Below are 14,492 nucleotides of genomic sequence, written 5' to 3' on the forward strand. Positions count from 1 at the left end.
CTTTTATTTTTCACCTTTTACAATATTTTATGAAGAAACCTTTACTTTTTACTTTACTATTCATTCTGGCCCTGAGCGATATTCTCTTGCTCAACATGTCGCACTTTTTTGGCTACCTTCTTACTAACAAATTTCTTGTAGATGTAGATCAAACAGTTTACTTTGGCAACATTTGGGGCAGCAACATTCTTTGGCTGATCTGCTCTGCCATATTTGGAATGTACACGCTGCAAAGCTTTCGGCAACCTGGCAAAATTTACAGATCCACCTTACGAACTATCTGCTTATATGTAGGCTTGTTTTCGGCTTATCTGTTACTTAATCCATCATCATTTCCGATCGAGTTTTTAGCATCATTGGTTCCACTTATTGGTATGTCTTTTATCTCGAGCCGGGTTACTGCCAGAGCCTTAAGACAGTTCCTGCCAGCCACAGCATTAGCCTCGTTGGGATCCAAAAACATCAATGCATCTGATAACCTGACCGCATAAGGTCACAATATTAATCTACTTAATAAAAAAATATGAAAACCCCTTATCTTTATGTATTACGCGGCATACTCGCAATTAGTGACCTTGTGCTGTTTAATTTAAGTTTATTTGTCGGATTCCACCTTTCCGCCAAAATTGGTAATTATCTAGAGAATCCGGTCTCGATTCAAGATATTGTAATATGTAACCTCATTTGGTTTATAACTACCCTATTATTCAGATTATATAGTGAGGAAATCATATTCAGGATTGAGCTGATTTACAGGGCCAGCTGGCGCAGCATTGCTTTACACGCTTTCTTGTTTTTATCCTATCTCTTCTTTTTCAGTAAAGCGCCCTTAGCGAAAGAATTTATCGTTTGCTTCTATTCATTAATTGTATTTGGCTTTTTGTTAAGCAGATTTACAGGCACCGCCCTGCACGATTTTTTTATCACTCATGTTGATGTTCGTAAAGCGGTAGCTATTATTGGGTTGAACCAGGACGGAATAGAATTATCCGCATATCTGGAAAAGCAGAGCAGTATCAACTTTGTTGGTTTTTTGGATGAAGAGGGATTTTCAGTTGACAACACCGGGGAATTATTGTCATCATCAATTCCCTTTCGTAAAGCCAGTGAAATGGGTGTAAAGGAGGTCTATGTCTCATTAACTCCCGAAAGGCTAAGTGAAATGCCAAATTTAATGATTGCTGCTGAAAAGGAATGTTTACGCTTGAAATTCGTTCCAGTACTCACTTCGGGGCACGGAATCTTTCAAATAGAAAATATGGGAGGTTTCCCGATTATTTGCGCTCGAAAAGCGCCGCTCGAAGAAATAGAGAACAGGTTTAAAAAACGCATTTTCGATGTCGTATTCAGCTTAATTGTGATTCTATTCATTTTCAGCTGGCTTTATCCGATTCTGGCACTTTTGATAAAATTACAAAGTCCCGGACCAGTTTTGTTTAAACAGCTTAGAACCGGACGAGATAATAATCCTTTTTGGTGTTACAAGTTCAGAAGCATGAGATTAAACACGGATAGCGATAAACGTCAGGCTAGTAAACATGACGATCGCATCACTTCCCTGGGAAAGTTTATGCGAAGGACAAGTCTTGATGAGCTGCCACAATTTTTTAACGTGTTGCTGGGTCATATGAGTGTTAATGGGCCGCGGCCGCATATGGTGAGCCATACCGAACAGTACCGAAAATTAATAGACAAGTATATGGTCCGTCAGTTTTTGAAGCCCGGAATAAGCGGATGGGCACAGGTTAACGGTTTCAGAGGGGAAACTAAAGAGCAGGAATTGATGGAGAAGCGTGTGGAGCATGATATATGGTATATGGAGAACTGGTCAGCGATGCTTGATGTAAGAATCATTTTCATGACTATAATCAATATCATTAGAGGAGAAAAAAATGCCTACTAGCGTCGAAGACGCAATCGTGTAGATATATTAAGAAATAACCGGGTTTGTCCCTACCCTTTTCAGTAGGTGATAATCGCAATACGCGCGGGAACTGAACTTAATTTGTGTCTAAGGGGCTCTATGAAACCCGAACAACAAACAAGTCAGCACCCTCGCTTATCCCATGGGCATTTGCCATGCATAGTCACATTTGGAGTCAGATGAAAAAAAAAGCAAATAGTTTTAGGCTCATCCATTTGTTTTGGGAAAACTTAAAATAAGGTCTTCATTAACAGGATCACCTGCGAAAATGTATTTACCGACAATTTGATATATATCCCGGGCACTTTGGCTGTTTCTGAATCTTGTTGTTATCGGCTTAACTGCATTTATTATCCAAATGTTTAACTCTGCATTTACATCATTTACAGAGTCGCCTACCATGGAAAAGGTTTTAATACTTGAATACGGAACCGAGAGAAATTCATATTTACCGTTCTTACGTAGCGTTATGAGTAGTATTCTGTAATTAGTACAAATTAACTTATCCCTTTCTATTTTAACGGCTTTCTCTATTTTTTCATTTTCGACCAGTATACTGCCGTATTCCAGAATAATTTGCTTTGTTGTTATTTCGATATCGGTACTGGGATATTTACTAAAGAATGCCATAAACATTAATGTTAGAGAGATGAATAATTTAAAGAAATTTAGATTAAGTCGTGCTGTCTACGAAAAGTGTATAAAATTGTTTCACATTTCAGAAGTTTCAATTATTCTTAACCGGCAGGTCTGTCATTAATTCCCCTCAGACGTCCCAATTCTTTAAAACACAGGCATTTGGCCACTCTTTAAAAGAAATTTCTTGGGATCTGCGATAATTCCAGTTATCTCACCAGAACTAATTTGAATGATCCCCAAATTATTATCTGCTAACCATTCTGGATGTATTCTCCCGTAAAACGGTCGATCAAATCTTCCAGAAGAGCATCAGGCAGATTGATGTAATTAACGCTTTCAGAAGAATCAATCAGCAGTATGGAATTAAGGGAGTAACCATTCGGAATGATAACGGCTTACAGTTCATCGCTAATAATGTTAAGCAGTATCTCAGAACAGCAGAAGCCAATCAGGAGTTTACCCATATTGCCACACCTGAAGAAAACTCTTATATTGAAGCTTTCCACAGCATCATTCAGCGGGAAGTTGTTGACCGAATTGAATTCGACAGCTTTTACCACGCTAAACATACGCTGGCGGCACATCGAAACTGGTACGATAGCAGAAGAAGGCACCGAAACATTGGTATGACTCCGCTACAAAAGTGGAAGCAGAATATTCACATAACCGAGCATAAAAGAGCAGAAAAAAAGGAACGTCAAGATATCACTGAAATGGCCGCCGAATTACCAGCGAATATCAACAAATATTACACAACTAGTTCATTACTTTTGTCCAACTAATAAGGGGTCGGTACACTTTGCAGTTGAACATTCACAATACTCTTTAGTCAAATCAGGATATTTAGTGCCATTGCTTTAGAATTTGCTAAACATTTTTCCATTAATATTTTAGCGCTTTCATTTGTCCACCTTTGGTTTTTCGGTTCAGCCAGTACTCACAGGGAGGAATTTGTGGGAGACATTCGAAGAAGCAATTGGCACCGTGGCGTTATTGGTCTAATAATGGATTCAGTAGGTGGAATGGTTGGAATTGCTAATTTTATTTCTAAAGAAGATTAATTGGCAACTATTGATCTTATCGTTAAAGATAATTTAGTACATTTAGGCAATAGACTAATGGTAACAAGTATGCAGGTTGTCCAGGAAGGTCATTTGGTTCCTGAAGGAAAAGCCGTTTACAATTTCATTAAAAGTAAATCCTGAAATTTGAATATTTGGAATATTTTCTAAAAAATCGACATGCTACCTGGCTCGAACTATTCTTCGACCTTGTTTTTGTATCAAGCATTGGAGTAGTAACTCATCCTCTGGCGCATACACATGACAACCATTTGGTTCCTGAACAGCTTTGGCTATTCCCTTTACAATTTTTAGTCATCTGGTGGATCTGGATCATACATACCTTATTTTCCAATCGATTCAGTGATGATAGTAGGCCTGAAAGAATCTTAAGTCTTACAATTATGTTCTTCATGATAATCATGTCTGCTTTTTTCGGAGATGATCTTTTTCAGGACTATCCTGCCTTTGTTTGTTTTTATGCGGTTATAAAGTTAATATTGGTGTCTTTATTTTTTAGAGCATCTAATCAAGGCTTGCACTCTATAAGTTATGCTCGGAAAAGTGGCTTGATAATTCTTTTCGGCACGGGAATTTCTGCTATTTCCGTTTTCATTGAAACTCCGTTAAGGGAAATTATTTTGGTTTCCGGAATTCTAGTTGAAATGCTCGGTATTTATATTGTAAGTAAGCGAAATTCGGAAAAACTAAAACCAGTCCACCGCGAACATCTGGTAGAACGAGTAGGATTACTTTCATTAATCCTTCTAGGAGAATCTGTTATCAGCCTTACAGGTACTTTAAGAAATATCAATTGGGACATTTTAAGTATTGTGGCAGCAATTACGGGTTTTATTATGATTGGCCTTATTTGGTGGATATATTATGATAGTATTTATGTCATGGAGCGGATTAAATCTATGACCAACGGGTTTCCGATGTTATATTCCCACTTGTTTTTAGCTATAGGTTTTGTGATTCTAGCTAATGTGATTCGACATGCAATTTTAAATGATCTAAATAAGAATGAGTTTAGAATTCTGGCGATTACGGGAATGAGCTTTTTTTACATCGGAAAACAAACCGCTTATGTTGTTTTTCTTCCCCCCTTCCGTAGAAATATGACAATTAATACATTAGTATGTATTTTTATAACTATCGGATCTACCTTTTTGCCAAAAATAGAATATGCGCTTGTTGGATTTACAATTGGTATGCTGTATTACACTTTGGCCAATTTCAAGTTTACCCTAACCAAGGATATATCTGAGTATGTTTCGAAAGAATAAAGATATATAGGCTTGCGCACAACGGTTTCGGGCTACAAGAAGTGCGCCATCGAAGCCGACCAGCGTTCACCCAAGACAAAGGTAAGTTGGGAGAAGAAGCTTTCCTAACCTACAAACCAGCATTTCTTTGTAGCCCGTGTTAGCAGTTCGGGCTTTTTGTCCAGTCATTATATGTCATTTCGAATTTAATTTCCTTTGTTCCGTGTGTTCCAACTTCTGTCCAACCTGCTTTTCTATAAAACTGTTCTGCTCTTGTATTAAAAGCTGTTCCTAACCAAACTTTTTCCTTCGTCTGTGTAAAGTACCAGTCCAACATAGTTTTGTGTAATAGTTGACCAATACCTTGTTTCTCAAATTTCGGGTCTAAAAATAACGCCCAAATATTGTTTTCTTTTAAGTCAGCAATTGCAAAACCCACAATTTGTTCGTCAATTTCACAAACCCATCCTTTTCCTCTTTTGGTAATAAACTCTTCACAATCTTCGTCTGTCACCAGGTTAGGATTTGACAAAGTATTTTCTGTTACAGAATTTCTTACGATTTGAATTTGTTTTATGTCGTATATTTTAGCTTCTCTAATAATCATAATTTAATTCGTTCAGTTTTTTTCTGTCCTTGGTTTGTCCTAAACTGTCAACTATTTGTTTACGTTGTGTCGCATTAGCCTGACCGCTAACTAGTATATATACGCCACAAAGTTGCCGTAATACACCTAAAACTGGCGAGGTAACGGTGACTGAATGGCAAATATTTTCGAATATAGAAATTAAAAGATCAACGAAGCGCAAGTGTAATTCAGCTTCAGCCAGACTCAACTCAGTAACTTTTAAAGAAACAAGCTGATTCTTTATAAGCCAACAATTCCAAAAAAACAGTTTGTTCCATGCTAAACCGCTCTAATTCCTCTGGATTATGAAATCAAGGAAATTTGAAAGAGCTCACCGACTAATTCATTTTTTATATAGTGCCAAATTTTATTTCTGCGTACTTAGCACTTTTATCGCATTGCCATTTTTAGGATTTAATTCCAGCGACCTCTTGTACGCAGCCATTCCTTCTTCACTTCTCTTCATTCTCAATAAACACTCTCCCAGACTATCCCAAGTATTGAATGCCAATGGATACAATTTGGTATTAACTCTAAAGACCTTCAATGCCTCATCAGTTTTTCCAGAGGCTAGTAACTCATATCCGAATCTGTTAATTGTATTCTCCGATACGTTATATGTGCCCTCTACTCCCTTCTCTTTCTCTGTTTGAATTAACAATATAGTGCTTTCAATACTTGATGAGAATTGATTAAAATCAGTTACTGAAGCCAGGTTCATAGATCGCTCTTTCTCCTTCTGTTCATTAAGGGTTTCTACTCCATAATACAGCCTTTCTTCATCAGTCACTTTGGTTGTGTCGATCCTGTACCTCTTCCATTTCGCATTGAATGTTCCATTTTTGACATACTGAGTGCCATAGATCTGTGCTTGCGCTCTACTCATTAATTCTCTGTCAATTGCGGCAGCGAGCAACCATTTACTTATAGTTGAATCTAACAAAATTGCTTTTCTCATATGTTTTATTGCCATTCCATAGGCGATAGAATCTTCTCCATGCTGAAATAACATGGCTGACCGATAAAAATCTTTACCTGTGATCAGTTGGTCTGCCGCAATGAGCTCTTGCAATCGCTGCTGCCTCTGTTTATCATCCTTGCTAAGTTGATTCCAATCTATTCCAGAAACATTTCTTGAACTTTGGTCCTCTTCATACATTCTCTTCAATTCAGCATTATCCAGCGTTTGTGAAAGTGTAATTGGCGGAGATATGACCAGGATTAAGTAAAAGGATACTCTAATTATCATAGTTAGCCAATGCCAAATTTAATAGAAATGATAGTTTCTACTTATGAATAAATATAGCAATTAGCGTGATAATTTTTTACAATTTGTAAACGAAAGCCCAGTGATTAACCCTAGGCTTTGATAATAACATGTAATTCTGTAACATGAATGTTCTTTCCAAGAGAACAACATCGTATGTGATTAAATAGTAGATGATTTCTTTTTTATATTAGAATTGGTTACCGATTAATTGCCAATCTTAAGTATGAAACACATGATTTTTTACAGCTTCCTAATATCAATACTAGCGTCTTGTGGGAGAACAAATGATCCAGCTATTGTAAATGATTCAAGTGCTGTTAAACGAATGGATACTAGCCGAAGTCGTATACCCAGCGTACACATAGATACTATAGGTAGTAAAATGCCAATCTTAAAAGATACTTCAGGAACGATTCGGAAATAAAATTTATTTAAATTCATCATTTCGATCAGTAGGCTTTTAATGAGTTAGTAGCAGGTTCAAGATTTTCGCTGGAATTGGAGGCCTATCTGAGGCGAAGCTTCTGATTTAAAAGCTTCGATTCTGAGTGCGATTTCTTAATCTCTTTCTTTTCATCATTCCAATGATCTTGCTTAACATAAATTTTACTGCTTCTTGTTCTGGTTTTTCGATCATAGCAGATTTGAAAATAGACACGAAATGTGCCGTCAGTCGTTGGTTTACGTGTTTCTAGGATGATTTTTACCGATATTACTTTGATTAAACTTGTGGCCCAGGTTGCAGTATTTTTTACATGCTTTTTACGTGCAGAATTAAGAAAAAGGACTAACCGGATCAGAAGTGAAATACAAGCTGCTATCGAAGCATTAGTTCACTTGTGGTGCGACAACCCCCTTTAAAGCTTATTTACAACTATTATTTGCACCTTGGTCTCTTTTTACTACTTTTACGCCCTCAATGGGGGATTAGCTCAGCTGGCTAGAGCGCTTGCATGGCATGAAGGCGACTAACAGCATCCTCAGCTTCCAAATCAACATTTCGTCCTTCGATTTTACATGTACATGCATTGTGCATGCAGCCTGACTCAATTAAAGATTAAATTAATTATCTGGTAAAGTTAAAATGAAGGAATGATTATATCAACCCCTCATCTACGAAACTGTAATATCCCTCGGAAGTTATTATCAAATGATCTAACACCCCAATATCCAACAGCTCCCCTCCACTCTTTAACTTCCTGGTTAAGTTGATATCAGCCTGACTCGGTTTCAGATTCCCACTTGGATGATTATGAGCTAGGATAATACTACTTGCAGCACTTTTTAAAGCAGCAGCAAATATCACCTTTGGATCTGCAACAGTCCCCGCCATTCCACCAGTACTTATTTCAATAATGCCAAGCACTCTATTAGCACGGTTCAGAAGCATCACTTTGAAATGCTCTAGAAAGTCTATCGTCTCTAAATTCCAGTGCTTCTTAAAGACTAAGAACGAGTCTGCTGACTTTGTAATCTGAGGTCTTTCAGATGCTTTAACTTTTGACTTGTAGATTAGTTGCACTTCGGCAACTTCAAATGGTTGTTCCATATTCGTTTGATTTAATTTGGAACTCCTCTGAGCTTTAGGCAATCAAGTCCAAAAGGAAACGATATAAATGGATTGTGGGAAGGTTATGTGGGTTTATGCTCGGCAATCTTTTGGACGCTTCAGTAGCCTAAAGCTTAACTTTGTGATTAATTATAATTGATTGTTATACCATCTTTCTGTTTAGTCTAGTAAATGTATCCTTCGTGGGCGGGCCCACTAGAATGTCACTTGAAGCTTCTACCAAGGGAGGTTGCAGCACTAGTAGGTTCTCCATGAATGAAAACACATCCACAATCCTCTTAAAGTAAACTTCAATCTTTCCTATTGTAATCTCTGAATCCTTACCATGAGCGATGTTATGGCGGTCTGTTATAATATAGTTGATCGCCGATGCTCTGTCCTCTTCTCTTAAAAATTCACTCAGCTTATCATGCCATTCTAAACTAAAAGACTTTACAACTTCTCGAATCTTGTTACTGTTCGGATTCTGTATTTTCAATAAATGCACCTTCATATATGACAACAAGACCTCACATTCTGTCTCTCGACAAACCTTGTCATTTAGTATTTGAAACATCGCATTTTCTAAAAATCCAGAACATACTACGCAAATATATTTAGCTAAATGCGACTGAAGTTCATCGTCAGGCTCAAATCTGCTTTTGGCTTGCTCAATAAGATTCTGAATTCGCTTATGCTGTCGATTAAGCTCTAGATTTTGAAACATATTTACTGAGGAATTCGTCAAAAAGCTCATGGCGTCTCTTTACAACTTTTTCATCTGATGTCGCCCGTGTAATAGAATCTACAAATTCAGAGTCCGAGTATAAAATATTAATCTCTTTAGCTAGTATAGAGACGTCTATATCATTTTTCTTATCTATTTGTTTGGCAATCCCGTTCATTAAAACCTCAAAAGCCGCAGTGTTAAAGACCCTGTCAGGTCTAAAAGCATTCTTGCCGAAATAATCGTAAATGCTCTGAACGGTCTTCTTGAATAATTCCGACATCTTTTCAATCTGGTCATCAGATGGATTTTTATATCTAAGATTAAATTTATTCATGAATTCATTCATTGGTTTCGAATACGATTCCAATCGGTAATAGATTGCAAAGAATCGCAAAATCATTTCCTGGTCCTTAAGACGATTGTTTCTCTTTCCAAACAGTTCTCGCCATGCGGGAAAATCATTAAGGTCATCTATTAACGAGTTTAGCTTACCACCGTAAATCGCTGTTCTAATTTCTTGTGATGTAAGTTTTCGTCCGCCAGTATTGAGCCTTTCAAAGACGTGATAGATACTTGTATTATCATCACTCGGGGTTTCCTGTTTAATAATAGTCGCGTGAATAATGGAATCATTCAAATTGATTTTATCTTCTTCGTTGAGTTCCTCATAAGTCTTTCCCTCAAACTGAGGTTGGACTTTCAATAGTTTAAAAACACGTTTTCTCGTGTCCTCTTTCTTAGGATTGAAAAAGCCGTTGAAATAGAACTGTAAAGATTTCAGACGTTGTTGCCCATCAATTACAGACAACCGGTTTGAATCTGTATCCTTTGCAAGGAAGACTCCTGGGATGGGTAATCCAAGTAATAATGATTCAATAAGACGTGAAGCCTCTGCCTGATTCCAAACATAATCACGCTGGAATGGTGGAATAAAAATATCTCCTCTTTGAAGCCTTTTCACTAACCCTTCAACATCGTAGTCAACTCCGTAATTGGAGATATCGTATACTACAATAGGCTCGGTTTCTTGTGTTTCATCTACATCAATGATTTCTTCATCTTGTAGTTCGTTATCTGGCATTAAGTCGCTCATTCTAATTGATAGGCTTGATTTAATTTGAAGTTCTAACCAAAGTTAATAAAGTCAATCGTTCCGCACCATAATTTCCAGCTGAAACGGTAGACAAAATAATTCAAAAGGGTTATTATAACCCCCTGTTTATGTTTTGTCTAAACCTCAACCTCCTTAACTTTACTCTTCTTTGGCTTTTCCTTACTAAACAGGTCCGCGGTGTATTTCTCATAGAGTTCAAAAAGGAACTCCATTCTCTTAGCCTCACTAGAAAAAGTTTGAGGGCGATAACAGAGGTCGACAGTTTTGTCTAAGTTATTATGTGCGGATACTAAGGCTGGTGGCATGGAAAGCGGGTCATATAGCTGGGCCAATGACACATTCTCAAAGTTCCTTCGAACATTCAATACACTCTGTGCCGCTTCTTCAATATACTTTAAATGCTTATTACTTGGCGCCTCGGGCCAAGGGAAATTATTGTAGACTATATCTTTAGAATATCTAAAATCGCTTTTCAGACGACCACAAATATATTTAACCCATGTCATATGCATCTTAGAGGTTAAGACTCCGAAATGAAATAGTGTTGCATCAGCGATTAAATATATGCTATTACTTGGAATGTAGTTTTCATCAAGAAAGCCAAAAGGTATGTATTTTCTATTTTCCGAAGTCGTAGCGGGAATCACGATAAACGAATCTGGGTTCCTTAAGTCTCTAAATTGAAATGGACGTTCAGCGAGTGTACGTGTATCAGGGAACGAACTATTTAATCTCATTTCTCGTACTTTCGATATCCTAGCATGCAACTCTGGCAACTTTTGAATTTCACTGAATGAATCCAGAATCCAAAAGCAATATCTATTAATGCCATTCAGATATTCTCGTCCGCTAACTAAGCGCTTAATAAACCTTTCCCCTGCTGGTTCCTTTAATAGATAGTGTGCTTTTTCCTCTTCATTCATTATGAGGTAACCACCATCAGTTGGTTGATTGCCTTTGAATATATGAGGGACTTTACAAATGGGGTTTGACTTTTTATCAATCAATATGTCTCTAGCATCTATTAAATAAGGGTTGATATTTTTAGCTACTACTTCATGGGGTTCGCCTTTTATATCTTCGTACTCAAAAAGAACTTTTTTGGATGCCTCATAATTTGCAAAGCCAACAATAACACAGTACACAGCTGCGTTCCCCTTAGCCTCATTCTTCCATCTGAAAGTGGTATGTGCAAAGTGTATCTTGATATTGTACTTTTGCATTTGAGACCATAATAGACTAGTTTGCTCACCCTGGACAATTGAGTTAGTAGAAACAAACGCTACTTTAATTCTGGTTCCTTCAATATATTGAGCAGATTTAATGTACCAACCAGTTACATAATCTAGTACACCGCTACCCTGCATTCTCATAAACTGATTTACAATCTGAGCCCTTTGTAGAGTATTCATTATGTTAGAACCTATAAATGGAGGGTTGCCTAGTATGAATGAGAGGTTTTCTTTAGAAACGACATCATTCCAGTCTATCTCCAATGCATCGCCATGTACAATATTAGCAGCCTTCTTCAGAGGCAACCTCACAAAGTACTGTCCAAACTCGTTGCTTATCAGCATATTCATCTGGTGATCCATCAACCACATAGCAACCTCAGCAATTCTGGCAGGGAACTCTTCATATTCAATCCCGCACATCATATCGACGTCCAACCAGATAATTTCTCTTACATCTAGAAAGCCTTGACCTCCCTTATTTAAAGCCCGAAGTATTTCGATTTCAAGTAACCTGAGTTCTCTATAGGTAATGACTAAAAAGTTACCACAACCACATGCAGGGTCGAGAAACTTTAGCTTACTCAGCTTCTTGTGGAATTCTGCTAACTTGTTCTTGTTTGTTTTTATGCTTTCAAACTCTTGCCATAGTTCATCAAGAAACAAAGGCTTTATCAGTTTCAGTATATTCTTCTCACTAGTGTAGTGTGCTCCAAGATTCCTACGTTCCTTGGGGTTCATTACACTTTGAAACATAGACCCAAATATAGCAGGAGAGATTTTGCTCCAATCTATATAACAACATTCCAATAAGGATTTCCGCATAGCTGAATCAAAACTTGCAGATGGCAAAGATTCCTCGAAAAGCTTGCCATTAACATAAGGGAAGCCATTTAGCTGTTCATCTATGTTTTTAAAACGTTTATCGTGTGGAGTATTTAATGTTTGGAAAAGCTCCTGGATTTTGGAGGCTAAATCACTACCATCTTCGTTGGTTCGTTCTTCTATATAGTTTTGAAACTGCTGCTTTTCAAAGATGGTAGTATCTTCGGCAAACAAACAGAATAGAATTCTTACAAGGTAAACCTCTAAAGGATGTCCTTCATAACCAATCTCTTCTAGTCTATCATGAAGCTTGCCCATTAATTCAGCAGCCTTTATATTAACAGGATCTTGCTCTTTATAAATGCGTTTTTGGTAACCAGCGATGAAACTAAAATGCTGTACGTTATGCACAAGGTCTTTTAGTTTGAATTCGAGTGTTTTATTCTCTTCAGTGTCGAATAATCTGAAATTCTCGAAATCAGATACAAGAATGTATTTAGGTAGTTCGTGTTCTTTAATTCCGTGAATGTATTCCTTAGCCTGGGTGAATGCTTTATCAAGGTTTTTACCCTTGCTTTTCATTTCTATAAGAATGTTACCTTTCCATAGCAAGTCTATATATCCATCTGCTTCACTAAGCTTTTTAACTCGATGTTCGAAGGTTCCGACACGTTTACGGGTAATTCCAAAGATGTTAAAAAAAGCTTCTATGAAGGGCTTAGCTTCTGCTTCTTCATTAAAAGTATCTTCCCATTCTTTAGAGAAAGCAACTGCTCTGTCTTTTATTTCATTCCAACTTAATGCCATGTTTTACAAGATTAAGCCATCATCATTTGTGAGGTTTTTTCAATAGGAATATGCTTAGAATTGCAATAAGCTTCAATCTCGGTATCTGTAGCTATATAATCATCGCAGAACTCTTCAAGTTCTTTTTCTGTCGCACGAATATATTTCTCACTTGCAGTCATTAGCTTTTCGGTTTGTTCAATGAAGCGTTCGAAATCCTTATTGATTCTGCAAAGCTTGTCTATTGTTTTAAAGTCAAGTTCTTTATGCTTAGCTGGAAATAATATCTTGCTTTCAAATGGGTTAGCTTTGAGTTCAATGATTCCAATTCCAAAGGATTGATTTAATCGCTCCATTTCATCGTTCAAGCTATCACTAATCTCAAAAGCTACTAAATAACCGTAATTAGCCCAGCTCGAATTCGAAACGGCTTGGAAAAAGCATTTCTTCAGTTCATAGTCAGAGTTAATTTCTTTCTTAACTTCATAAGATGTGATTTTGAAGGTATCTACTCTGTTTATTGCTTTAAGGAAGGTCTGACTTGCTTTAGTCTGTAATTGCAAAAACTGAATTCCAACCATATCAGGATGTATCCACTTTTGGTGGCTATCTTTACTATTAAGCGATTGCTCATGGAAAATGGTCTTCGAGTAAACATCGGTATTTTTCAAAAAGGAACTTAGAAGCATATGTAAATCTCGCTCGTCATATCCCATTTTAGTAGCTTTTCTGACTTCGGGAGGTGTTAGTTCCAGAGTTTCAATCCCGATAAGTTGCTCATTCTTCGTTAGGTAATAAGAGAAAGTCCCCCCAGTGCCTTTTATTCTCTTAACTCTAGAATCGCCTGTTCTGATGAAGTCCCCAAGAAAAGCTGAAATGGTTGATGCAGGTGTTTTTGCATCCTTGAAGTCATAATAACCTTTAGCTAGTATGTGATTATAGATTTCAGAGTAATTGCAGACTGCTTTAATGTCTTCAAGACTTAGTAAGATGGCTTCTTTAATTGTCATTATGATTTTTAGATGTATTGTAATTCTCTAAAGATAATCACTTCTCTCAAACATGCAACGAGCATTATTCTTCCTTCGCGAGCCTAGCCTGCGAGTGGAGAACAAGGTCTAGCCGAGAGAGCATTGAATTCGAGTACTTGCTTGGGTTTAGAGGTTGCGGCAGGGAGATTTATTACGAATTATGTCATTAATATGGGTAAATAGAAAATCTCCCCACTAGGAAAGAGCTTTATGTCTCTTCAAAGCTCGAAGGGTAGAGTAGTGTTACAATTCCCAGTAGTTATTTAAGGGTGAAACCACAATCACAAGATGCCTAATCGGTATTAAACTGCAAATCACGGTCACCCTCATAAGCATATTAGTCCGTTGATGTCAGATCCAAGTATTCGCTTCAGGCAAACCAAATGTCCAACACGAAGAGGCTGGGTAATTGACAGTTTAAACAGTCCACAATAT

At 37.3% G+C, this 14,492-nt stretch carries 13 protein-coding genes; 4 read left to right on the forward strand and 9 right to left on the reverse strand.

The window, feature by feature from the left end:
* Window positions 1-29 precede the first annotated feature (29 nt).
* Together WG906_RS08675 and WG906_RS08680 are read left to right on the forward strand one after the other, a co-directional pair.
* The gene (locus tag WG906_RS08675) at window positions 30-491 is read left to right on the forward strand and encodes a hypothetical protein (RefSeq protein ID WP_339992179.1); all 462 of its coding nucleotides are present in this window, start codon (window positions 30-32) and stop codon (window positions 489-491) included.
* Between the two features lie 32 nt (window positions 492-523).
* Entirely contained in the window at window positions 524-1,903 is a 1,380-nt protein-coding gene (locus tag WG906_RS08680; RefSeq protein WP_339992180.1) for an exopolysaccharide biosynthesis polyprenyl glycosylphosphotransferase, read from the forward strand.
* Between the two features lie 228 nt (window positions 1,904-2,131).
* Here WG906_RS08680 and WG906_RS08685 read toward each other — a convergent pair whose 3' ends face one another.
* On the reverse strand, window positions 2,132-2,554 hold the full coding sequence (locus WG906_RS08685) for a PH domain-containing protein (protein WP_339992181.1): 423 nt from the start codon (window positions 2,552-2,554) through the stop codon (window positions 2,132-2,134).
* Between the two features lie 518 nt (window positions 2,555-3,072).
* Between WG906_RS08685 and WG906_RS19455 the strand changes: the two genes are divergently transcribed.
* Together WG906_RS19455 and WG906_RS08695 are read left to right on the forward strand one after the other, a co-directional pair.
* Window positions 3,073-3,345, forward strand: coding sequence for a hypothetical protein (locus tag WG906_RS19455; RefSeq protein WP_431844472.1), 273 nt, complete (start codon window positions 3,073-3,075; stop codon window positions 3,343-3,345).
* Window positions 3,346-3,779: 434 nt separating this feature from the next.
* Window positions 3,780-4,913, forward strand: coding sequence for a low temperature requirement protein A (locus tag WG906_RS08695; RefSeq protein ID WP_339992183.1), 1,134 nt, complete (start codon window positions 3,780-3,782; stop codon window positions 4,911-4,913).
* Between the two features lie 139 nt (window positions 4,914-5,052).
* Here the strand turns inward: WG906_RS08695 and WG906_RS08700 are convergent, their stop codons facing one another.
* From WG906_RS08700 to WG906_RS08730, 8 genes are all read right to left on the reverse strand, one after another.
* Complete coding sequence (locus WG906_RS08700; protein WP_339992184.1) at window positions 5,053-5,499, reverse strand: GNAT family N-acetyltransferase; 447 nt, start codon at window positions 5,497-5,499, stop codon at window positions 5,053-5,055.
* Between the two features lie 388 nt (window positions 5,500-5,887).
* Entirely contained in the window at window positions 5,888-6,769 is an 882-nt protein-coding gene (locus WG906_RS08705; RefSeq protein ID WP_339992185.1) for a hypothetical protein, read from the reverse strand.
* A gap of 527 nt (window positions 6,770-7,296) precedes the next feature.
* Window positions 7,297-7,611 carry an Arm DNA-binding domain-containing protein gene (locus WG906_RS19460; protein WP_431844473.1) on the reverse strand — a complete coding sequence of 105 codons (315 nt, stop codon included), beginning with the start codon at window positions 7,609-7,611 and terminating at the stop codon, window positions 7,297-7,299.
* A 275-nt stretch (window positions 7,612-7,886) separates the two neighbouring features.
* Window positions 7,887-8,339 carry a JAB domain-containing protein gene (locus tag WG906_RS08710; protein ID WP_339992186.1) on the reverse strand — a complete coding sequence of 151 codons (453 nt, stop codon included), beginning with the start codon at window positions 8,337-8,339 and terminating at the stop codon, window positions 7,887-7,889.
* Window positions 8,340-8,502: 163 nt separating this feature from the next.
* Window positions 8,503-9,096, reverse strand: coding sequence for a HEPN domain-containing protein (locus tag WG906_RS08715; protein WP_339992187.1), 594 nt, complete (start codon window positions 9,094-9,096; stop codon window positions 8,503-8,505).
* On the reverse strand, window positions 9,044-10,150 hold the full coding sequence (locus tag WG906_RS08720) for a GmrSD restriction endonuclease domain-containing protein (protein WP_339992188.1): 1,107 nt from the start codon (window positions 10,148-10,150) through the stop codon (window positions 9,044-9,046). Before WG906_RS08720 ends, WG906_RS08715 begins: the two co-directional genes overlap by 53 nt.
* Window positions 10,151-10,299: 149 nt before the next feature.
* On the reverse strand, window positions 10,300-13,047 hold the full coding sequence (locus WG906_RS08725; protein ID WP_339992189.1) for a class I SAM-dependent DNA methyltransferase: 2,748 nt from the start codon (window positions 13,045-13,047) through the stop codon (window positions 10,300-10,302).
* Between the two features lie 11 nt (window positions 13,048-13,058).
* Window positions 13,059-14,036: a COG2958 family protein gene (locus WG906_RS08730; protein ID WP_339992190.1), complete on the reverse strand. Its 978-nt coding sequence runs from the start codon at window positions 14,034-14,036 to the stop codon at window positions 13,059-13,061.
* Window positions 14,037-14,492 lie beyond the last annotated feature (456 nt).

The sequence above is a fragment of the Pedobacter superstes genome (assembly GCF_037622515.1).
Taxonomy (GTDB): Bacteria; Bacteroidota; Bacteroidia; order Sphingobacteriales; family Sphingobacteriaceae; genus Paradesertivirga; species Paradesertivirga superstes.

Bases quoted from the DNA above. Each gene is read 5' to 3' on its own strand.
- WG906_RS08675 (WP_339992179.1), top strand. From the start codon at position 30: ATGAAGAAACCTTTACTTTTTACTTTACTATTCATTCTGGCCCTGAGC.
- WG906_RS08680 (WP_339992180.1), top strand. From the start codon at position 524: ATGAAAACCCCTTATCTTTATGTATTACGCGGCATACTCGCAATTAGT.
- WG906_RS08685 (WP_339992181.1), bottom strand. From the start codon at position 2,554: ATGGCATTCTTTAGTAAATATCCCAGTACCGATATCGAAATAACAACA.
- WG906_RS08700 (WP_339992184.1), bottom strand. From the start codon at position 5,499: ATGATTATTAGAGAAGCTAAAATATACGACATAAAACAAATTCAAATC.
- WG906_RS08705 (WP_339992185.1), bottom strand. From the start codon at position 6,769: ATGATAATTAGAGTATCCTTTTACTTAATCCTGGTCATATCTCCGCCA.
- WG906_RS08710 (WP_339992186.1), bottom strand. From the start codon at position 8,339: ATGGAACAACCATTTGAAGTTGCCGAAGTGCAACTAATCTACAAGTCA.
- WG906_RS08715 (WP_339992187.1), bottom strand. From the start codon at position 9,096: ATGAGCTTTTTGACGAATTCCTCAGTAAATATGTTTCAAAATCTAGAG.
- WG906_RS08720 (WP_339992188.1), bottom strand. From the start codon at position 10,150: ATGCCAGATAACGAACTACAAGATGAAGAAATCATTGATGTAGATGAA.
- WG906_RS08725 (WP_339992189.1), bottom strand. From the start codon at position 13,047: ATGGCATTAAGTTGGAATGAAATAAAAGACAGAGCAGTTGCTTTCTCT.
- WG906_RS08730 (WP_339992190.1), bottom strand. From the start codon at position 14,036: ATGACAATTAAAGAAGCCATCTTACTAAGTCTTGAAGACATTAAAGCA.